The organism is Sphingomonas sp. Leaf23, assembly GCF_001421585.1.
Lineage (GTDB): Bacteria > Pseudomonadota > Alphaproteobacteria > Sphingomonadales > Sphingomonadaceae > Sphingomonas.
The window spans coordinates 85,724-107,569 of the sequence record NZ_LMKR01000007.1 but is presented as its reverse complement, the minus strand read 5'-3'; the positions used below and the strand labels follow the sequence as shown (position 1 = coordinate 107,569).

The 21,846-nt window shown below is 63.5% G+C and carries 17 protein-coding genes and 1 other annotated feature; of the genes, 6 read left to right on the top strand and 11 right to left on the bottom strand.

The window, feature by feature from the left end:
- Positions 1–104 precede the first annotated feature (104 nt).
- From ASE67_RS18875 to ASE67_RS17285, 3 genes are all read left to right on the top strand, one after another.
- Entirely contained in the window at positions 105–239 is a 135-nt protein-coding gene (locus tag ASE67_RS18875) for an NTF2 fold immunity protein (protein WP_443025614.1), read from the top strand.
- Positions 240–281: 42 nt separating this feature from the next.
- Complete coding sequence (locus tag ASE67_RS17290) at positions 282–713, top strand: NTF2 fold immunity protein (RefSeq protein WP_082457245.1); 432 nt, start codon at positions 282–284, stop codon at positions 711–713.
- 195 nt (positions 714–908) lie between these two features.
- A complete protein-coding gene (locus ASE67_RS17285) occupies positions 909–1,367 on the top strand; it encodes an SMI1/KNR4 family protein (RefSeq protein WP_156348701.1) in 459 nt (152 codons plus the stop codon).
- An 18-nt stretch (positions 1,368–1,385) separates the two neighbouring features.
- Here ASE67_RS17285 and poxB read toward each other — a convergent pair whose 3' ends face one another.
- Complete coding sequence (gene poxB, locus ASE67_RS17280; protein WP_055764174.1) at positions 1,386–3,104, bottom strand: ubiquinone-dependent pyruvate dehydrogenase; 1,719 nt, start codon at positions 3,102–3,104, stop codon at positions 1,386–1,388.
- Between the two features lie 150 nt (positions 3,105–3,254).
- Here poxB and ASE67_RS17275 point away from each other — a divergent pair, with 150 nt between their 5' ends.
- Positions 3,255–4,448 carry a hypothetical protein gene (locus tag ASE67_RS17275; protein WP_055764173.1) on the top strand — a complete coding sequence of 398 codons (1,194 nt, stop codon included), beginning with the start codon at positions 3,255–3,257 and terminating at the stop codon, positions 4,446–4,448.
- Between the two features lie 10 nt (positions 4,449–4,458).
- Here the strand turns inward: ASE67_RS17275 and ASE67_RS17270 are convergent, their stop codons facing one another.
- Positions 4,459–4,920, bottom strand: a complete 462-nt coding sequence (locus ASE67_RS17270) for a GNAT family N-acetyltransferase (protein WP_055764170.1) — start codon at positions 4,918–4,920, stop codon at positions 4,459–4,461.
- Between the two features lie 175 nt (positions 4,921–5,095).
- Between ASE67_RS17270 and ASE67_RS17265 the strand changes: the two genes are divergently transcribed.
- Positions 5,096–8,140 carry a TonB-dependent receptor plug domain-containing protein gene (locus ASE67_RS17265; RefSeq protein ID WP_055764167.1) on the top strand — a complete coding sequence of 1,015 codons (3,045 nt, stop codon included), beginning with the start codon at positions 5,096–5,098 and terminating at the stop codon, positions 8,138–8,140.
- Between the two features lie 126 nt (positions 8,141–8,266).
- Here ASE67_RS17265 and katG read toward each other — a convergent pair whose 3' ends face one another.
- Positions 8,267–10,552 (bottom strand): catalase/peroxidase HPI, encoded by a 2,286-nt coding sequence (katG, locus tag ASE67_RS17260; RefSeq protein ID WP_156348700.1) that lies wholly within the window; start codon positions 10,550–10,552, stop codon positions 8,267–8,269.
- 193 nt (positions 10,553–10,745) lie between these two features.
- Positions 10,746–10,801 (top strand) — a sequence feature (sul1 is cis-regulatory element that is thought to sense ions involved in sulfur or methionine metabolism; They are found in Alphaproteobacteria).
- 60 nt (positions 10,802–10,861) lie between these two features.
- On the opposite strand from katG, the gene ASE67_RS17255 reads away from it, so the two are divergent.
- Entirely contained in the window at positions 10,862–12,349 is a 1,488-nt protein-coding gene (locus tag ASE67_RS17255) for a SulP family inorganic anion transporter (protein ID WP_055764162.1), read from the top strand.
- 146 nt (positions 12,350–12,495) lie between these two features.
- Here ASE67_RS17255 and ASE67_RS17250 read toward each other — a convergent pair whose 3' ends face one another.
- The 8 genes from ASE67_RS17250 to ASE67_RS17215 all read right to left on the bottom strand — a co-directional run bounded on the left by ASE67_RS17250 (position 12,496) and on the right by ASE67_RS17215 (position 21,811).
- Complete coding sequence (locus tag ASE67_RS17250) at positions 12,496–13,356, bottom strand: helix-turn-helix domain-containing protein (protein WP_055764160.1); 861 nt, start codon at positions 13,354–13,356, stop codon at positions 12,496–12,498.
- A gap of 432 nt (positions 13,357–13,788) precedes the next feature.
- Complete coding sequence (locus ASE67_RS17245; protein WP_055764158.1) at positions 13,789–14,703, bottom strand: replication initiator protein A; 915 nt, start codon at positions 14,701–14,703, stop codon at positions 13,789–13,791.
- 137 nt (positions 14,704–14,840) lie between these two features.
- Entirely contained in the window at positions 14,841–15,209 is a 369-nt protein-coding gene (locus ASE67_RS17240; RefSeq protein WP_156348699.1) for a hypothetical protein, read from the bottom strand.
- A 67-nt stretch (positions 15,210–15,276) separates the two neighbouring features.
- Positions 15,277–16,230, bottom strand: a complete 954-nt coding sequence (fcl, locus tag ASE67_RS17235) for a GDP-L-fucose synthase (protein ID WP_055764153.1) — start codon at positions 16,228–16,230, stop codon at positions 15,277–15,279.
- 9 nt (positions 16,231–16,239) lie between these two features.
- Positions 16,240–17,367, bottom strand: coding sequence for a GDP-mannose 4,6-dehydratase (gene gmd, locus ASE67_RS17230; RefSeq protein WP_055764151.1), 1,128 nt, complete (start codon positions 17,365–17,367; stop codon positions 16,240–16,242).
- Between the two features lie 287 nt (positions 17,368–17,654).
- Positions 17,655–18,797, bottom strand: coding sequence for a hypothetical protein (locus ASE67_RS18345; RefSeq protein WP_156348698.1), 1,143 nt, complete (start codon positions 18,795–18,797; stop codon positions 17,655–17,657).
- Between the two features lie 107 nt (positions 18,798–18,904).
- On the bottom strand, positions 18,905–21,091 hold the full coding sequence (locus ASE67_RS17220; RefSeq protein ID WP_200922254.1) for a polysaccharide biosynthesis tyrosine autokinase: 2,187 nt from the start codon (positions 21,089–21,091) through the stop codon (positions 18,905–18,907).
- A gap of 9 nt (positions 21,092–21,100) precedes the next feature.
- On the bottom strand, positions 21,101–21,811 hold the full coding sequence (locus ASE67_RS17215; RefSeq protein WP_082457241.1) for a polysaccharide biosynthesis/export family protein: 711 nt from the start codon (positions 21,809–21,811) through the stop codon (positions 21,101–21,103).
- Positions 21,812–21,846 lie beyond the last annotated feature (35 nt).

Sequence of the window (21,846 nt, the reverse complement as noted above, 5' to 3'; positions counted from 1 at the left end):
GCCTATGATCTGATCCTCGGTAAAACGGCCTCGCCGCATCGCTCGTCTCCATCTGACGAGCTAACTTACCAGTGGCATGATTCCCGGGGAGCACGTCAGCGACACTGAACGTTCAGACCCATGTCGGTTTCAAAGATAGGTTTCGTTACATATTCACGCGAAAAGGAGATGACTGGCGCCTCTCCAAAAGACAGATATTTGACGAAATTTCTGACGGTTGGAAATCGCATCATATTTGATAGGGCAGATACGCCTGACGTATTTTCCATATCCGATCGATAATGGCATCAATCCGGGAATATATCGTGGCGGACGCTTCAGCAGCACGAAACAGGTTCGTCGAATTCCAAACGGTGATGAACCGGTGGGAACTTTATTATTTCCCGCTCATCCAATCCGATTGGTCGCAGCATGCGGAGCAGGCCAGACACGATCTTCGCGCGATCTTCGACGAATATGTCCACGGCTACCGCTCCGATGCAGGGCGCATGGCCGGGCCCGATGTCGGGTTTCCGCCCGATCACGATCCGCAGTGTGACCTGATCGAGAGGGTCGAAGCCGGTCGTTCGAACGTGACGATCCATGTGCGGAAGCAAACGCAGTTCGGCGACAGATTCCGTCACATCCTCAGCCTGCATGATGGCCGCTGGATGATCGAGAAAAGCCATATTTTCCGCGACCAGACCGGGAAATGGGAAAGATACCTGCTGTAGATAGGCATCGGCCGACATGTCCCGAGTTATAGCGGGTCCCGGCCATGGGATTACACCGCTAGCCGGCAACGATAGTCACACTTCGCCAGATGTCCTAAATCGACAGGTTAGCTCGTCGATTTCCTTCGCTGCACCGCCTGCAACATTCCAGAATGCCGGAGATTCTACCGTACCTCGTATCGAGAAGTGGGAAGCATGGCTTTGCACACCACATTCGGCTCGTCGTCGCTGTCCGATCACGACGTCATGTCCACCGAACGCGTGATAGGCCCGATCCCGGATACCCTTCTCGCAATCTACCGTCGTCAGAATGGTAGTGTCATGGAACGATCGCTGTTCGTCAGCGATGCCGGGGATGACTATGCCATGGACTATCTCTTCCCCATCCCGGAAGAAGGATTGGAACCCGCCGGACAGGATATCGTGCGCGTCAACACCGCGTTGCAGCAGCAACAGCTGATCCCTGCCGATCATCTGGTGTTCGGCATGGATGGCGGCGGCAACTATTTTTCGGTTGCTCGCTGTGATGGCAGTGTCTGGTATCATCCGCTCGACACTTGGGAAGAAGACCAGTCGCCCGCGGAAAACCATGCCCGCACCATGGAGCGGCTCAGCGATCAGGTTACCGATTTCTTCGACAAGCTGACCGAATAGTGAGGGCCCCCGCCACCCTCACCGCAACAAATTCGCCCGCGCCAGCTCGATCACCTCGTTGCCGCGCCCGCTCATGATCGCGCGGAGCGTGTAGAGGCTGAAGCCTTTCACCTGTTCCGCCTTGATCTTGGGCGGCATGGCCAGTTCCATCGTCTCGGTCACGACATCGACCAGCGCCGGGCCGTCATGGGCGAAGGCGGCGCGCAACACGTCCTCCAGTTCGTCCGACCGGGTCACACGGCGTCCGAAAAAGCCCATCTGCGCCGCGATCGCCCCGAAATCGGGGTTCTTCAACGCGACATTGGTGTCGACATAGCCCGCCGCCTTCTGCTCCAGCTCGACAAAGCCCAGGGTCGAATTGTTGAAGACGACGATCTTGATCGGCAACCCCATCTGCACCGCGGTCAGCATGTCGCCCATCAGCATGGTCAGCCCGCCATCACCCGACAGCGACACGACCTGCCGCTGGGGAAACGCCGCCTGCACGCCCAGCGCCTGCGGCATCGCGTTCGCCATCGACCCGTGGTTGAACGAGCCCGTAAGCCGCCGCTTGCCGTTCATCGTCAGATAGCGCGCCGCCCACACCGCCGGGGTGCCGACATCGACGGTGAACGCCGCATCGTCGGCAGCGACCGCATCGATCACCCGCGCGACATATTGCGGATGCAGCGGCTTGTCGCCGTCGCGCGGGGTGGCGAGGTCGTCCAGACCCTTGCGCGCATCGGCATAATGGGCGCGTGCCCTGGTCAGAAAACCCTCGTCACGGCCGGGCGCGATCAGCGGGGTCAGCGCCGCCGCCGTCTCTGCCACATCGCCGACGATGCCGATGTCGATCTGCACCCGCCGCCCCAATGCCGAGGGGTCCCGGTCGACCTGCGCAACCTTCGCCTTGTCCGGATAGAAGTTGCGATAGGGGAAATCGGTGCCGAGCATCAGCAGCGTGTCGCATTCCATCATCGCGTGATAGCCCGACGAAAAACCGATCAGCCCGGTCATGCCGACGTCGTAGGGGTTGTCCCATTCGATCCATTCCTTAGCCCGATAGGCATGGACGATCGGCGCCTTCAGCTTCGCCGCCAGCGCGACGACCGCGTCATGCGCCCCCGCCACACCCGCGCCGCACAGCAAAGTCACCGCCGCTGATCCGTTGAGCAGTTCGGCGAGGCGCTCGATTTCCCCCGCCTGCGGCACGATGCGCGGGGGGAGGGGGGCCGCGAAGTCGGCGCGCGTGCCCTTCGGCGCGTCCTTCAGCGCGACATCGCCGGGAATCACCAGCACCGCCACGCCCTGTTGCCCGATCGCGGTGCGCAGCGCCCGATGGAGCAGTTCGGGCAACTGTTCGGGGGTCTGCACCATCTCGCAGAAATGGCTGCATTCGCGGAACAGCTCGGTCGGGTGCGTCTCCTGGAAATAGTTCAGGCCGATCTCGCTCGACGGGATATGCGCGGCGATGGCCAGCACCGGCACGCGGTTGCGCTGGCAATCGAACAGCCCGTTGATGAGGTGCAGGTTGCCCGGCCCGCAGCTGCCCGCGCACACCGCCAGCTTCCCCGTCGCGGCGGCCTCCGCGCCCGCCGAAAAGGCGGCGACCTCTTCATGGCGGACATGCATCCAGTCGATCTGGCCCGAGCGGCGCAGACTGTCGTTGATCGCGTTCAAACTGTCGCCGGTCACGCCCCAGATGCGCTCCACGCCGGCGGCGACCAGCGTGTCGGTGATGAGGTCGGCGATCTGCATGGGATGTCCTTCGCGAAACGGGTTCGGGAGGGGAAACCGGCGAGCACGCGATTGGCTTCGTGCGAAGTGCGCAAGATGGGTTGCGAAACCAACGCAACGCCTTCGCCGCCTCGACGGTTCAGCGCGTGCGGCAACCACAGCGGGGGTGGAATGGACAAGCGACAATTAGGTTGGGAACGTCATTCGATCGACCTGACCGGCCCGCAGAGCCATGTGCTGGTGAGGGAGCCGGGGGTCGGATCGCTGTCGATCGGGCCGGCATCGCCCGGCCGGCAGGTCGACCTGGTGGTCGCGGCGGACGATCGGATCGACTGGCACGTCTTCGACCCGTTTCGCACGCTCTCCGATTATCCGTGGCCGCGCTTCATCACCTATACCGGCAGCGATGGCGGGCTGTTCGACTGGGCACGCACCCGCAGCATCGAGGATGCGACATGGGTCCCGCTGCTGACCGGGGACCGAACGATCGATGCGCGCGATTCCCGGCTCCACAAGCTAAGGCTGCACCTGACCGAACCGGGCGGTCGGCTGCACCTGATCCTGCCCGACCGGTCGGCATCGCCGCATTTCACGCTGGAGCTGGAAGGCGATCTTTCGCGCTTTTCGTGCGAGGGGGTGGCCCCGAAATATCTGACCCTCGCCCCCGCCACCCGGCGACGCGACGCGAACCGGCCGGTCGATCTGCCGGCGCGGGGGGTGCTCGAGCAGGTCGAGCGCCTGACGCTATGGAACGACCCGCTGGCGCAGCCGGTGTCGTTGTGCTGCCTTGCCCACTTCCCGAACCTGCGCTCGCTGACGCTCAGGGGCGCGATCGCCGATCTCGACCGGCTTGCCGATCATCCGCAGCTGACGGGGCTTGAGCTTCGCGACATGCCCGACCTCAGCGGCCTGCCGCCGCTTGCCACCTGGCCCGATCTGGACGGCTTCATCGCGATCGATATCGACGATGGCGTCGGCAAGCGCCTGCGCCGCGAACTGAACGCCCGCGCCAGGCAACGCCCGTTCGCCACCCACGCCCGGATCGCAAAGCTGCGCCAGCCCGACTGGTGGGCGCGCGAATATGGTCGGCCGTTCGCCGCCTGGCCGCCCCGCCGGGCGAAAGCCGCCAATGCCGCGTTCGACACCGCACAGGCCGCGATCGCGGCGGCGACGGCGCTGGCTGAGGTTCAGGCGGCGATCACCGCCTTTACCCTGCATTTCAACAAGGTGAAGGGGATCGAAACCACCGAGCGCGAGACGCTGGCGGACGCGGTGTGGCAGCTGGGCCGTGCCGATGCGGCGACGGCGCTGGGCACCACCGATGCGCTGGCGCTGCAATGGTTCGACGCCGCGCGGGACTATTAGCGCCCGGCCGTCACCCCAGCGTGCAGACCTTCTGCACAATGCCCTCGGGCGTGCGATAGGTGCGGAAGCCCATCGCCTCGTAATAGCGTAGCGCGCCGGCGTTGTCGGCCGCGATATAGGCGTCGATCTTGGTCAGCCCTGCCGCCTGTGCCGCCGCGTGGGTAGCGCGGAACAGCGCGGCTCCCACGCCCTGCCGGTGGGCGTGCGGGGCGATATGGGTGCCGATGATGCCCCAGCCCGGCGGCACGGCGTAACGGTTGCCCGCCTCCGCCCGGACCAGCGACTGGAACCCCATGACCTCGCCCGCCGCATCGATCGCCACCGTGCAACATATGCCGGCCGGGTTGGCGATATAGTGGTTGGTCACGAACGCCACGTCGCTTGGCCGTTCGCGCCCGGTTCGGGCGATGATCGCGCGCAGCACGCGGTGCATCCCCTCCGCATCCGCGATCGCTGCCCTGCGTGTCTCCATATGCCCTCCCGATACGCGATGTATTACAATGGTGTGTCGTTCGGGCAACATATCGTTACAATATGTTAGGACTTGTATCGGCCTGCTTTACTCGGGTGAGACACTCGAACATCTGTCGCGCATGACGCGGCGGTTCGGGGGGGATCGTTCGCCTCGACCGGAGGGAATACAACCTATGAAGATCGTTTTCGGTCGCTCGCGCTTCGTCGCGGGTGCCGCCACCTGTGCGCTTGCCACCGCGTTGATCGCCGGCCCCGTCGCCGCGCAGACCACGCCCGCCACGCCCGGCACCCTTGATGCGCGCGACCAGGCGACGAACCCGACGACGACGCAGGGCACTGCCGACCAGGGCGCCGACGACACGATCGTCGTCACCGGCTCGCTGCTGCGCCGCACCGACAGCGAAACCCCCTCGCCGGTCACCGTGCTGACGTCGGACACGCTGGCGAAGGCCGGCATCACCAACGTGTCGGACGCGATCCGCTCGATCTCGGCCGATGGCGCCGGTTCGATCGGCACCGGCTTCCAGAGCGGTTTTTCGGCCGGCGGTTCGGCCGTGTCGCTGCGTGGCCTGGGCGTATCGTCGACGCTGGTGCTGATCGACGGGCTGCGTTCGGCCAATTTCCCGCTGAACGATGACGGCCGCAACGCCTATGTCGACCTCAATTCGATCCCGTTCAGCCTGGTCGACAAGGTCGAAGTGCTGAAGGACGGCGCATCGTCGACCTATGGCGCCGATGCGATCGGCGGCGTGGTCAACGTGATCCTGAAGAAGCACTTCACCGGCATCGACGGCCTGGTCGAAGGCGGCGTGGCGGAACGCGGCGATGCCTCGCACCAGCGCGCGCACCTGACGATTGGCACCGGCGACTATGACGCCCATGGCTGGAACGTCTTCATCAACGGCGAATATCAGCGCGACGGCCGGGTTTCGAACCACAGCCGCGGCTTCCCGTACAACACGCAGGACCTGACCTCGATCGGCGGTCTCGACAACAACCCGTCGGACAATTCGCTGACGGTCAATGTCCCCACCGCCTATGTCACGCGCGTTCGCCAGACCGACCTGAACAACCCGCTGAGCGGTGCGGCCGGTTCGCCGCTGACCAGCCAGTATCGCGCGCTGGGCCTGGGCAACTGCGCCCGCGACACCTTCACCCTGAACACGACCGCGGTCCAGGGCACCGGCTGCAAGTACGACCTGGTCGACCTGTATCGCCAGATTCAGCCGCTGCAGGAACGCTATGCGCTGAACGCGCGCCTCAGCGTCCGCCTGAGCGACACGACCGAAGGCTATGTCACCGCCAGCTACAGCCGCAGCGACGTCAGCATCAACGGCACGCCGTCGGTCATCCGCGCGACGCAGCCCTTCGGCGCGGCACCGTCGGTCGCATCGGCGAACCCGGGCATCGTCCTGCCGATGTACATCTGCTCGGCCGGCACCAACTGCGCCACCGCCGCCGATCGCCAGCTGAACCCGAACAACCCGTTCGCGGTGGCCGGTGCCGATCCGACGGCCAGCGCCGCGCGCATCTATTACATGTTCGGCGACATCGCCGGTGGCAGCGACCGCAAGAACGAAGTGTACCGTGCCGCCGCCGGCCTGACCGGATCGTTCGACGACGAACGCTTCGCGTGGCGCGTCGACGGCGTGTACGCCCGTGACGAGATGCAGATCACCCAGCACGGCCTGCTGAACATCCAGCAGCTGCTGCGCGCGATCAACACGGGCTCGTACAACTTCGTCAATCCGCAGGCGAACAGCCAGGCGGTGCGCGACCTGATCGCCCCGGACAAGGTCACGCCGTCCTTCTCGACCATGGCATCGGCCGATGCGTCACTCAGCGCGCGCCTGCTCGACCTGCCGGGCGGCCCGCTCCAGCTCGCCATCGGCGGGCAGGTGCGGCGCGAGACGCTGGAAAACAACAACCAGAACGTGAACCTCGACACGTACGGCCTGACGACCGCTTCGGCGTTCGGCGCGCACACCGTGTCGGCGGCGTATTTCGAACTGGGCGCCCCGATCGTCAAGCAGCTCGAAGTGAACGCGTCGGGCCGCTACGACCATTATTCGGAAGGGTTCAGCCACTTCTCGCCCAAGGTCGGGGTGAAGTTCACGCCGATCCGCGAACTGGCGTTCCGCGGCACCTATAGCGAGGGCTTCCGCGCGCCGACCTTTGCGGAATCGGGCGCACGCAGCCAATATGCCGGCTTCGTCACCACCACGCCGCCGTGCAACTTCATCCTGCAGCATGGCGGGACCGGCACCACCACGTCGTGTTCGGCCAACGGCAACCCGTACAACCTGCAATATTCGCTGGGTCGCGGGTCGGCGGGCAATCCCGACCTGAAGCCGGAAATCTCGCGCAGCTTCACCGCCGGCATGATCTTCCAGCCCGTCCGCTGGTTCAGCTTCACCGTCGATTACTATAATGTGCGCAAGAAGGACCTGATCGTCAGCGGCCCGTTGGTCGGCGATGCGGTCAAGGCCTATTACAACTCGGCCAACCTCGCCGCCGCACAGGCCGCGGTCGCGGCGATCGGGCAGGGGTATTCGGTCAACAGCGTCGATGCGGTCGATCCGAACTTCCCGAACGCGCTGCCGCGCGTGCTCATCATCAACGTGCCCTATGTGAACGCGAATTACTCGACCACGTCGGGCATCGATTTCGCGGCGACGCTGACCGCGCCGATCGCGGACGACGCGAACTTCACGAGCCGCGTCGAGGTGACCCACATCCTCGAATACAACCTCAATGCGGGTGAGGCGAACGGCAACGTCCAGAACTATGCCGGGACGATGGGGCCGTACAACCTGTCGTCGGGCAACGGCACGCCGGCATGGCGCGGCAACTGGCAGAACACGTTGCAGGTCGGGCCCTACGCCCTGTCGGCGACGACCTATTATGTCAGCCGGATCAAGGCGGTGTCGGAGGACCAGAACCTGCCGCGCGATTGCGCTACCGGCAATCTCTACACCCGCTCGGCCCCGCAGAACCAACAGTTCTGCTACGTCAAATCGTTCATCAACGTCGACCTGAACGGCACGGCGAAGGTCAACGACAACTTCTCGTTTTTCCTGAACGTGAAGAACCTGTTCGACGTGAAGGCTCCGCTGGCCCCGGCCGCCTATGCCAGCGCGCCGAACTTCCTGACGACGTGGCATTATGCCGGCCTGATCGGCCGTCAGTTCCGCGCAGGCGCGAGCTTCCGCTTCTGATCGGTTTGCTTTAGCCAACAGCGAAACGGCGGTCCTCCCGACAAGGGAAGGCCACCGTTTTGCGTTGCGAGCATTACTGGAGCGTACCCCCGCGCAGGCGGGGGTCCAGGGCCACAAGCGTGTCCCTTACCCGATGCGGTGCGCCCGTGCCTCGCCGAACAGGTCGGCGGTCATCAGCTTGTCCCATGCGCCCACGAAGTCGCGCACGAAGCGTTCCTGCCCGTCCACCGCCGCATAGACCTCGCTCACCGCGCGCAGCTGGTTGTTGGCGCCGAAGATCAGGTCGTAACGGGTCGCGTCGTAGCGTTTGTTCCCCGATGCCCGGTCGTTGACCGCGAAACGCTGCCCGGCCTCGTCGGCCTTCGCCCACACATGGTCCATGCTGGTGACGGTAACGAAGAAGTCGTTGGTCAGCGTTTCGCGGCGATCGGTGAACACGCCCGCCTCGCTGCCGTCCCAGTTCGCGCCCAGCACGCGCAGGCCGCCGGTCAGCGCCGCCCATTCGGGCACGCTCAGGCGCAGCAACGCCGCCTTGTCGAGGAACAGCTGTTCCGGCGCGACACGGCCCGCCGTCACCTCGGCGAAATGCGGGTCGGTATAGTTGCGGAAGCCGTCGACGACCGGGCGCAGCCATTCGAAGCTGTCGGCATCGGTCAGCTCGTCGGTGGTGTCGCGCCGCCCGGCGGTGAACGGTACTTCGACCGCGTGGCCGGCATCGGCCGCCGCACGCTCGATGGCGACGACGCCGCCCAGCACGATCAGGTCGGCGAGCGACACGCGCTTGTCGCCCGCGCCACCGTCGAACGCGGCCTTCACGCCCTGCAACGCCTCAATGACCGGGCGGGTACGGGCGTTGATGTCCCAGTCCTTTTGCGGGGCGAGCGCAAGGCGCGCACCGTTCGCGCCGCCGCGCTTGTCGCTGTCGCGATAGGGGAGTGCGGCCGACAGCGCGGTATAGGCGAGGTCCGACACCGACAGGCCAGTGCCCGCAATCGTCTGCTTCAGCGCGGCCACGTCGCCCGCATCGATCAGCGCATGGTCGCGCTCCGGAATCGGGTCCTGCCACAGCAGGTCGGGGGCGATCGTCGCCTCCGGCCCGATATAGCGCTCACGCGGCCCCATGTCGCGGTGGGTCAGCTTGTACCACGCCTTCGAAAACTGCTCGGTGAAGTAATCGAAGTCGTTCAGGAACCGCTCGCAGATCGCGCGGTAGACCGGATCGACCTTCAGCGCGATGTCGCTGGTCATCATCATCAGCGGATGGGTCTTGCCCGGAATATGCGCGTCGGGGGTCTGCGGCGCGTTTTTGTCGACCGGGGTCCATTGCAGCGAGCCCGCCGGGCTGCGCGTCTGTTCCCATTCGTTGCCGAACAGATTGTGGAGATAGTCATTGTCCCAGCGCGTCGGGTGCTGGGTCCAGCTGCCCTCAATGCCGTTGGTCATGGTGTTTTCGGCGTTGCCGCTGCCTTCAGGGTTATGCCAGCCCAGGCCCATCGCCTCGACCGGGGCCATTTCGGGCGGCGCGCCGATGCGATCGGGCGGGACCATGCCGTGGCTCTTGCCGAACGCGTGACCACCGGCGATCAGCGCCACCGTCTCCTCGTCGTTCATCGCCATCCGGGTGAAGGTCACGCGGATATCGCGCGCCGATGCTTCCGGATCGCCCTTGCCATACGGCCCTTCGGGATTGACGTAGATCAGCGCCTGGTTCGACGCGGCCAGCGGCTGTTCGAGGTCGTAATCGGCATCGCCATTCTGGCCCCGCCAGCGCTTGTCGCGCATCGTCATCGAATCGAACGATTCGATATGCTCGGGGTCCCACACTTCCGGACCCCAATAGGTCGCGTCGTCGGCAATCCACGCATCCTCGCGCCCGCCGGCAAAGCCGTAGGTCGGAAAGCCCATGATCTCCAGCGCGCAGGTGCCGGTCAGCACGATCAGATCGGCCCACGACAGCGACGCGCCATACTTCGCCTTGATCGGCCACAGCAGGCGGCGCGACTTGTCGATATTGCCGTTGTCCCACCAGCTTTCGATCGGGGCGAAGCGCTGCATCGCCTCACCCGCACCGCCGCGCCCGTCGGCGATGCGGTAGCTGCCGGCCGAATGCCACGCCATGCGGATCATCTGCGGCCCGTAATTGCCATAGTCGGATGGCCACCAGTCGACCGAGCTGGTCAGGAAGCCCTTGATTTCGTCTTTCAGCGCGGCGAGGTCGATCTTTGCGAACGCCGCCGGATAATCGAAATCGGCGCCCAGCGGGTTGGCCGAGGGGGCATTGCGGGCGAGCAGCTCGATGCGCAGCCGGTCGGGATACCAGTCGGCCAGCGTCGGCGGGGTGCCGATGGTGCCGCCGATCCGGTCGCCGCCAAAGGGGCATTTGCCAGCCAGCACCGTCTTGTAATCCTGCATGTTCGGCCTCGTTCTCGCCATGGTCGCGGGCGCTTGTCGGATGGGGGCGCCCCGAACCGCGAAACCACGGCGGCGGGACACAGGGGTCGACCGCCGGGCAGAACGTATAACCTACGCGCAGGTTGCGGATGTTGGCGGACCAACGCGGCACCTTGCCCGCACCGCCCGCTTGCGGCTATGGGCGCACCATTCGCAAGGACCCGGTGCAATTCCGGGTGGCTATTCCGGCCGCCGATCCGCCGGACAACATCCCCCGCAGCCATGATCCGCGCCCGAGTGATGCGCGCTGCGGCCCGATGTGGAATTTCCATGACGTTCCATTTTGCAACCTACCGCCGCCAATGGTTCGGCGGCGCCGTCCAGATCCGCCGCGACGTGCTCGCAGGGGTCGTCGTCGCGCTGGCGCTGATCCCCGAAGCGATCGGCTTTTCGATCATTGCCGGGGTCGACCCGCGCATCGGCCTGTACGCCTCGGTCGCGATCGCGATGACGATCGCGTTTCTGGGCGGCCGGCCGGGCATGGTTTCCGCCGCGACCGCCGCCGTCGCGGTGCTGGTGGGGCCGCTGGTCCGCGACCACGGCGTCGAGTATCTGTTCGCCGCCACCATCCTGATGGGGCTGATCCAGATCGCCGCCGGGCTGCTCCGGCTCGACCGGGTGATGCAGTTCGTGTCGCGCTCGGTCATCACCGGCTTCGTCAACGCGCTCGCCATCCTGATCTTCCTGGCGCAGCTGCCGCAGCTGACCGGGGTCAGCTGGCACAGCTATGCGCTGATCGCACTCGGCCTCGCCATCATCTACCTGCTGCCGCGCATCACCCGCGCGGTGCCGTCGCCGCTGGTCGCGATCCTCGTGCTGAGCGGCATCAGCATCGCGATGGGCCTGCCGGTCAACACGGTCGGCGACATGGGGCAATTGCCCGAGGGGCTGCCGAGCTTCGCGCTGCCGCAGGTGCCGCTGACGCTCGAGACGCTCTGGATCATCCTGCCCACGTCGCTGACCATGGCGGCCGTTGGCCTGCTGGAATCGCTGCTGACCGCGCAGATCGTCGACGACATGACCGACACCGACAGCGACAAGGCGCAGGAATGTGCGGGCCAGGGCGGCGCGAACATCGTCGCCGCGCTGTTCGGCGGCATGGGCGGCTGTGCGATGATCGGGCAGTCGGTCATCAACGTGACCTCGGGTGGTCGCGGGCGGCTGTCGACCTTCGTTGCGGGCGCGTTCCTGCTGTTCCTGCTCGCCGTGCTCGGCCCCTGGGTCGGGCGGGTGCCGATGCCGGCGCTGGTCGCGGTGATGATCATGGTGTCGATCGGCACGTTCAGCTGGAATTCGATCGCCAATCTGCGGCGCCACCCGCCGACCTCCTCGATCGTCATGCTGGTGACCGTCGCGGTCGTCGTCGCGACGCACGACCTGTCGCTGGGGGTGCTCGCCGGCGTGCTGCTGTCGGGCGTGTTCTTCGCAGGGAAAGTCCAGCGGATGTTCGCGGTCGAGCGGACCGAGGATGCGGCCGGCGTGACCTACCGGGTGAGCGGGCAGATCTTCTTCGCCTCGGTCGACCGCTTCCGCCGCGCCTTCGCCGTGGAAGCGCCGGGGCTGGTCATGATCGACGTGTCGGCGGCGCATTTCTGGGACATTTCCGGCGTCGATGCGCTCGACAAGATCGTCGCCCGCCTGCGCCAGCAGGGCGCGACCGTCACCGTCATCGGCTATAACCGCGCCAGCGCCGATCTGATCGACCGCTTCGCGCTCCACGACAAGACCGGCGTCGAACTGGGCGTCGTGCCGCATTGATCCACCGGCACTGGCCTTCGCAATGGCCACCCCCGAAGCCACCTGCTCTCGCCGGAGAGCATCGCGCCGGCGCAAGCCGGTGCGCCCCGCAGGTTCCGCTGGCGGTCGGCTTTTGGATGCGTGCTGCTCTTTCCTCATCATAGCCGTCAGGCTTGGTGCCGTTGGCCGGCAAGGCCAACGACATTTGTCGTCCTATGATAAGACTCTGATAGCGGTTGCGGATCGGAATGAGACTCGCACGCGGCACGATCGATAGCTGCGCCGAGGGAAGCCAACACCCGACCAAGCGCACCACCCAGCGTGACTTCGGCCAGCTCCTTGCAACTGAGCGTCGCGCGCATCGCCGCGAGCTCGGCTACCGCTTCCGCCTGATGCACGATCGCGTCGCACGGAAGCGGTGCTGGGTGCAGGCTGCGCGGCAGCAAGCGCAGCAGCTTGCCCGGCAGCAGTGCGCGATAGATGTTCGAGGTCTGGCGATAGCGCGGGCCGCTGCCAGTCGTGCGGCAGAAGCGCCGCTGGCGGATCAGGAACCCCGCCGTCTCCAGCGCCGACAGCGCCCGCGCCACCGTCGCCCGGCCGAGCGCGGTCGCCCGGGCCAGATGGTCATAGGTCGGAAAGACCTTGCCGGCATTCAGCCGGGCGAGCGTGCAGATCTCCTCGAACACACGCACGGCGGCTGCGGTGAGGCCGGCCAGCGCCGCCTCGGCTGCGTCCAGCATCCGCCCCTCCGCGCGCGCGGTGCGACGGGCACGGCGACCGGCATCCAGCGCGGCGCGCGCGGCGCGCAGCAGCCGGTCGGTCTCGCCCTTGGCCGGCACCGCAAAGAAATTGTCCTCGACCGTCCCCGCCTCGACGCTGCCGCGCCGTACCGGCATGCCGGTGCGATGCAGGCCGCCGCGGCGCGGTGCCCGCGGTTCGGTCGCCGTACCGCTCCCCACCACGCCGATGCGCGCGCCCTGGTCCAGCGCGCCGATGCGCGCAATCGCCTGCGCCAGAATGAGCGCCATCATCGTCCCCCTTGTCCGGGGCCGGGACCATTTTTGCAAAAAAGGGGCGTGGCGCGAAGCGCGCGTCCTTGAACCGGCAAGCGATCGGGGGTATTTGGAGAACCTGTTGAGATGAGTTCGACGTTTGGCGACGTCGCTCCAAATACCCTTGGGACGCCCGGCCTTCGTGCCGGGCTTTCCTTTATGTGGTCACGGCTATTCCCTCATCTGCCGGCCCCGCTGCCGACTGCTGACGCGACCTTTGCAGATGAAATCCAACATCGGAAGCGTTCCCGGTTCGTGCTTTCGAGTAAGAAAGCCGAAATTGCACCCGTTTCGGCGCAAACTCCGCCGTTCGATTCGTGCTTTCGAGTAGGAAAGCGCCTGTCGATTCGTGCTTTCGGATAGGAATACGCCGCGCAACTTCGTGCTTTCGGGTAGGAAATGCGCCGCTCAACCAGCGGGTGATTCGCCGGCTTCCGAATCACTGCCGCCCAGCTGCGCCGGACGCCGGGTCAGCACCACCTGCACCGGTGCGCTGCGCCGCCCACGCCGGGGGGCATCGCTCTCGTCCATCGCCTGTTCGATCAGCTCGAGCCGATAGTCGGGGATGCTGTCGGCCGCCGCTATCTGCTTCAAAGCATTGCGGAAATTAGGAAGGGGGTTCTGGTAGCCGATCTGCAGGCGGAACGTCGCGAGGTCGGTTTCCAACCGCTCCTCACCGCTCGATCGCGCCACTTCATAGATGCGCCGCTCGATCGGGCCGAGCTGGAAATACGCCGCGGCATAGTCGAGCACGTGCCGGTCGAGCAGGATCGCGCGGAACAGCCAGTCGCACAGCCGCACCTTGACCGCCTTCAGCCGCCGCTCGCCGCCGCGCGTGCGCGAATAATGCAGCTTGGCCTCGGACAGCCACGAGAAGAAGCCTTCCTCGCCCTCACCGCCCGCTTCGATGTTGGTCTTGATCTGCGTACCCTGCAGCCGCTCCAGCGCCTCCGACAGTCGCCCGTACGACCGGGCCGAGTGATTGGCCCCGGTCACCGTGAACAGATCATGCGCGGTGAAGACGAAATCCTGGGTGACGCTCTCACCCACCTCGATCTTCGCCAGCATCAGGCTGGCGATATAGAGAACGATTTCCTTGTCATAGATGGTCGCGACCCCGCTCGCCGACGGGCGGACCTCGATCGTGACGTTGTTCGCCTGATAGGTCAGCGGCTTCATCCACGCATTCTTGGCCAGCGCGAAGAACGGGAACGCCATCAGCGACCGCTCGCCCCGAATTTCGGCGGTCAGCGGGCTGTCGAGCCGGAACAGGTCGCCTTGCGGACGGGTGGGGGTACGCGGAGCGGGAGGCTTGCGGGTCATGGGGTATTTCTACTCGAAAGCACGAAGATGCGACGGAAAACCGGGCCTGTCCGCACGGGGTGCTGGCAGACGACCGCGCCCATTCGTGCTTTCGAGTAGGAAATGGTCGGACGGGCACCGGCGGCCCGCCCGGACGATCACCGCCGCGACCGCCCGGCGGCACGCGCCTGTTCACCGGCGACCTCGAACGGCGATGCCGCATTGGCCTGCGGGTTGTAATAGCGGTCGATCCGGTTGCGTATCCGCGACTGCACCCGGTTCTGAATCCGCCCATTGATCCGCGCCATCGGTTCGATGCCGGCATCCTGCGCGATCTGCTCGCGGGTCTGTCGCTGACCGGCCTGGCCGGCCGCCGAGCGGGCCGTTTCACCCTGGCGGGTTTCGGGGAGCGGCTGCTGGACGGGCGGTGCCTGATCCTGCTGGTCTGAATAGCGGTCCTGCGCCATGGCAGGAGCAGCGCATAGGAACAAGGCGACAGACAGGATCGAACGCATCGACGGCGTCATACACCGATCGGTGCCTTTCGCATAGCGCACCCATGGCCACCCGACGGCGGTCATGGGTGAAAAGGGTTCAGCGTCCGGCGGTTGCCACATGGTCGAGGAACCAGCGATACGTCTCACGTACGCCATCCGCGAGCGCGACCGATGGCTTCCAGCCCATGGCCTCGAGCCTGCTCGAGTCCATCAGCTTGCGCATCGTACCGTCGGGCTTGGTCGCATCAAACACGATCTCGCCTTCGAATCCGGTAACCTGCGCAACGAGCCGCGCCAGATCAGCGATCGTCACATCCTCGCCATAACCGACATTGATGTGGCTCAGCATGGGTTCGGTGTTGGCCTGATAAAGCTCGGGCGGTAGATCGAGGATAAACAGTGACGCCTCTGCCATGTCGTCGACATGCAGGAACTCCCGGCGCGGCGTGCCCGTGCCCCAGATCGTGACCTGCTTGGCTCCTGCCTCGGTCGCCTCATGAAAGCGCCGGATCAGCGCCGGCATCACATGGCTGTTCTCGGGGTGGAAATTGTCACCGGGCCCATAAAGATTCGTGGGCATGACGCTGCGATAGTCAGTCCCATACTGTCGGTTGTAGCTTTCACACAGCTTGATCCCTGCGATCTTAGCGACCGCGTAAGGTTCGTTGGTCGGCTCTAGGATGCCGGTCAGCAGGGCGTCCTCGCGCATCGGCTGAGCAACCGCACGGGGATAGATACACGACGAACCGAGGAACAGAAGTCGACGAACCCCACTCGCGAACGCCTGATGAATGACATTACATTCGATCATCAGATTTTCGTAGATGAAGTCGGCCGGATAGGTGTTGTTGGCATGGATGCCGCCTACCTTGGCCGCCGCAAGCACGACCCCATCAACCGCCTCGGCCACGAAGAAATCACGCACCGCATGCTGATCGGTAAGGTCGAGCTCGGTCCGCGTACGTGTCACCACCTCGACGCCGCGTTCGGTCAGCTTGCGCGCGATCGCACTGCCGACCATGCCGCGGTGTCCGGCCACGAAAATCCGCATGGGTATTCCTTACGATTCGAGCGAGACGGGCAGCGCATAGCCGTGCTGCTTGAGCAGCGCGTGGCGCTTCGCCGACTTCAGATCCTCGGCGACCATTTCCTCGCACATCTCCTGCACGGTGATCTCGGGAACCCAACCCAGCTTGTCCTTGGCGCGCGTTGGATCGCCCAGAAGCGTATCGACCTCGGCCGGGCGGAAATAGCGCGGATCGATACGGACGAGAACGTCACCCGTCTTCACCGACGGCGCATCCTCGCCTTCGACCTTGTCGACGATACCGATCTCATCGACACCTTCACCCTCGAACCGCAAGGTGATCCCGAGGTGCGCGGCCGACCAGGTGATGAACTCGCGCACCGAATATTGCACGCCGGTGGCGATGACAAAATCCTCGGCCTGGTCCTGCTGCAGCATCATCCACTGCATACGGACATAGTCCTTGGCATGGCCCCAGTCGCGCAGCGAGTCGATGTTGCCCATGTACAGGCAGGGTTCTAGGCCCTGTGCGATATTGGCGAGGCCGCGGGTGATCTTGCGGGTCACGAACGTCTCGCCGCGGCGCGGGCTCTCGTGATTGAAGAGCACACCGTTGCAGGCATACATGCCGTACGCCTCGCGGTAGTTGACCGTGATCCAATACGCATAGAGCTTTGCGACGGCATAGGGCGAGCGCGGATAGAAGGGCGTCGTCTCGCGCTGGGGGATTTCCTGCACCAGGCCGTACAACTCCGAGGTCGATGCCTGATAGAAGCGCGTCTTCTTCTCAAGGCCCAGGAAACGGATCGCCTCAAGCAAGCGCAGCGTACCAAGGCCATCGACATCGGCGGTATATTCGGGCGCCTCGAAGCTTACCGCTACATGGCTCTGCGCGCCGAGATTGTAGACCTCGTCAGGCTGGATTTCCTGGATGATGCGCGTCAGGTTCGACGTGTCGGACAGGTCGCCGTAATGCAGCTTCAGATCGGGCGAGGGCGCGTGCGGATCCTGATAGATATGATCGATGCGCTGGGTGTTGAACAGCGACGCGCGCCGCTTGATCCCGTGCACCTCATAGCCTTTTTTCAGCAGCAATTCGGCCAGATACGAACCGTCCTGGCCCGTGATGCCGGTGATGAGTGCGACCTTCTTCCCGCTCAACGTTATTTCCCTTGTATCTCAGACGATCCGCAGCGCCGCCTGATCCGATGCGGATCCGGCGACACGAACAAATCTGTGCGCTCATTCTGCTCGATAGCGCCAGCGGTACGATTAGCAATAACTGCCTTTTTGATTGGAACAGCCAAGCCCTGCATATTCATGCGCTTGACGCCACACCCATGCAATTGACGATGCGGCTAACTGGCCAGACATATTTCCAGCATGTTCACGGACAAATGCACACGGTCTTGGAAATTTTCTGCCACTGGATCATCGGCAGTAGTGGATTAGCGCCCCTGTATAGCAGGAACGAGTTGCACGCGCTCGATTTGACCGCTCACCCCACCGATATTGGACGATGGTCGTATGACCAGACGCAGCATCTGAGCAGGGCAATCGGCCCCAACGGCCATGTCGCCAGCGAAGCGTCCGCCGTTTTGATCCGAAGCGGGCATCTCCACATGCCCTATTTCACGGCCATCAGTGCAGATAAGCTGCCAATAGGGCCGCTCACCCAGCGCCTGACTAATCCCAGCGCTCACACCTTCGAGACGGTAACGTCCGGAAGGCAAGAGTTGAGTTTGTTGGAGGACTGCACCTCCTACAGTTGAGGAAGCGGCAAAATCAAAAACCCCACCCTTTGCCAAACTTTGGATCGACGCGCTGATACCAGTATCGTTCGCAACCGGAACCCAATCAAATGCTGCAGGCGTCTCGACGCTTGAAACAAATTCAGGGTCGCGCGATCGATCGCGCGCTACACCCTTATGAAACGAAGCATAATATGCCCAGCCATCCTCGAGCTTCCCTGAGTTGACAAGGGCATTGACCATGCTGATCTGCGCCGCCTGGGAAATTGGTACGCCGCGTTCGGCAAGACGACGAAGAAAGACCGAACTGACAACAGGCGCCTTGTTGACTGCAGCAAGATACCCGATGAATGCTTCACTCCACGGCGGACGAGCCGCAATTGTGGTGCTCAATGCCTGCGCCAGTGCAGGATCAGAAATTGCTTCGGAAAGTATCGGAAAAAGAAGCGCAGGTGCCGCTTTTTCCGTCCGCAACGCGATATCGTAATGGTGCAGAGCGCCGGCAACGTCGTTGCGGCCGACAGCATCTTCGATCAGCCACAAACGCGTGCCGAGTTCACGGCGTGACAGGGCATCCGAATGGACGAACAGCTTGCGCGCGGCAGCGGTGTCGCCACGAAGCTGGACGTTAAGAGCAAGGGCAGTCAGCGCCGGAACTGCGAGCGCTTCGTCGATAAGCGCTTGCCGGGCGAGCAGGGTCGAACGCGCACGCTGGTCGGCAAGCGGAGTACCCGCCGCAATCTGCTCAGCTAACTCGCCCGCAATTCGACCGTCGTTAGGCGCTAGAGCATATGCTCGCTCAATATTCGACTTGCGGATGGCAAAGGCCGCTGTTTGCATCGTTGAAACAACGCCAAGGACACCAGCAAGGGCAGCAAGCCCACCACGAAGCGCCCATTCAGCAAGCGGGCGCTTCGTTGACCGACGGGGGGACCGAGCCGCTGACATCATCCTTTGTCACGACCATAGCCATAGCCATAATCATAACCATAGCCGTAATGGGCTTTGCGTGCCTCGAACTTGGTAAGAACACCACCCAGGATATGCGCATTTGCACCGAGCAATCGCTGAAGCGCCGTCTTGACTAGACTGGAGCGAATCCCGTGCGATTCCACAGCGTACACTACGCCTTCTACCCGGCTCGCAATCAACGGGGCGTCGGCCAGTCCCATTACCGGCGGGCTGTCGATCACGACATGATCGTAGGTCTCAAGCAATCGGGCGATCAACAATTCTAGGCGATGACCAGTAAGCAGTTCGGCAGCATTCGGCGGGATCGGCCCAGCAGACATGGCCGTGAACCCCAAGTCGCGCATATCAAACGTGAGTTGGTTGATATCATCTTGGCCGGCAAGGAAGTTCGACAAGCCTCGATCATGATCGACACCACCCAGATGATGCACCGACGGAGAGCGCATATCGCCATCGACCAAAATAACCCTCTTGTGCGAGCGCGACAGGAGCGTCGCAATGGCAAGGGCTGTAGTCGACTTGCCTTCAGCCGGTCTTGTAGACGTAACCGATAGCGACCGCGGCACCCCATGCTCGGTGGTAAAACCAAGGCTCGTTTGGATCGCGAGATAGGCATCGACAAGATCGGACTTCCGATCCATCAGCGCTTCACGCGGCTCGACATCGTCAACTCTTGGCACGGAACCAAGCAGCGGCAGACCAAGCCGGCGCTCCACTTCACCAGGGTCGGCAATTGCTTCGTCCATTTGCTCAAGCGCGAAAGCAAGAACTGCGCCGAGTACCAGCCCCGCCAGGAGGGAAACAGCCAAATTCAGCAGCAAACGCGGGCTAGACGGCTTTTGCGGAACATCGGCAGGATCTACGATCGCAACGTTGTTTACACCCACACCGCCAGCAACGCCGATTTCCTTGAAGCGCTGAAGCAAGCCATCATACAGCGCGCGATTGGTATCTACCTCCTGCTGATAGATATTATACTGAATGCTACGGCGACGAAGGTCTAGATAGCTGGATTTCAGCCCTTCAACGCGCTTCCGCAGAACATTCTCCCGCTCGGCGGCCTGACGGTATTCGGCTTCAACTGTTCCCGAAACCCGACTTTCTTCACGGCTAATCGAAAGATCAAGCTGATTGAGCTGCGACTGAATCGCACGCGCCGGTGGATAGCTGGGCTCGAACTGCACCATCAGCCGCTGATACTCGGCAGCCAGTTCAGCGCGGCGCTGGCGCAACGAATTGATCGCTTGGTTCCGCAAGGCTTCACTCGACTGACCGCCCCGCCCAGCCTCTCGGAAACGCGCCTCAGCAGCGATCCGCTCAGCAATCGCTTGGGACAGCGCACTATTTAGCGAGGCAAGTTCGTCGGCTACGATCGACCGTTCACTGGTCTGATTGTCGCCAGTCCCCTGCGCGGGCAGATTGATGATCCGCTGCTGCTCGGCATAGGCCACAAGCTGCCGTTGCGACTGGTCCAGGCGCTCCTTGGTCTGAGCCAATTCACGCTGAAGCAGATTCCTGCCGTACGAAGTTGCCTGAACCTTTCGCTCTAGATTGGTCTGGATGAAATTTTCCGCCCAAGCGTTTGCAACGCGTTGCGAAAAGACCGGGTCCGGACTGGTGAAATGAATTTCAACAAGGCGTGACAAACGTGCCGGAGCAATAACAAGGCTGTTCAGCAGAATTTCGCCGGCAATGCGCTGCCGTTCGGCACGGCCCGCCGCAGCATAGCGGCCATTAATCTGCTTGAACGCTGCAGCATCCTGATTAACACCAAATCGTTCGAAGAACGCTTTGTCATCAACGAAGCGAAGCTGCGTAGCCACGCGTTCGGAAAGCATTCGCGAACGCAACAGGCCATATTGAGTCTGATAGAACTCCTGATCGGCAACGCCGGCCTCTCGCTCAACGCCCTGGAAATTAGTAACCTGACTCGATTCTCGTGAAATTTCGATCGTCGAGGTTGCGGTAAACTTGGGCGTCATCAGCAATGTAGCGATCAGGCCGAGAATACCGAACGCAGCCATCGCGCCTAGGATAACGTACCGCCAACGTAACGCGATCCGCAAATACTGACGTATAATGGGCATCTTGTCGTTGTTTGCAGACGCCGAAAGCGCACTTGGCGATAGACCAGGGCGAAGCGTAGGACTGAGCGTGTTCATCGGTAGGCCTTACTGCAGCACGGCGATCAGCGGCGCCGCAATCAGCGGCGACACCGAAACAAGGTCGCGGAAAAGTCGCCGCTGCGGGGAGTCGCCGACGATAATGACATCATTGGCGTAGACGGACGGGTCGTCATAGGCGCCACGGCGGATCGCTGCGATGTTATAGAGACCGGCCATGCGACGCTCACCCACGGTTCGCAGGATAACAACGTCGTCCTGGCGGGCAAACTCGGTAAGTCCCTTTGCAGATGCAACTACGCGCATGAGGGTCATCTGATTTGTAACCGGATAAAGACCCGGCTCAACGACCGAGCCATCAATTGTCACGACTTGACTAACCGAACTTTTGATATTCACGGTCACTTGCGGATTGCGGACGTAGTGCGCGCGCAGCGCCGCCTCGATCAAGCCCGCCAATTCGGCGGCAGTCTTGCCACGTGCATCGATGGTGCCAGCTAACGGCATCGCAATACGACCGCTGGCGTCTACCAGCATCTCCCGATCCAATTCGGTAATGCCGAACACGCTGACTTCGATCGTATCCAGTGGCCCGATCAAAGCGGGCCGGTCGGCGGCGATAAGGTCGCCACGGTTCGGTGGCGGCAGAACACCCGTGCCCTCGATAACGGTCAGGCTGCCGGTCGACTGCAACGGCTCGTGAGAGGCGCAGCCAGTCGCCACGAGCGCAAGGCACAAGGCAGGGATTGTAAAGCGCATGCGCGTGAGGGTTCCGCAGAAGAGGGGAGAATGCC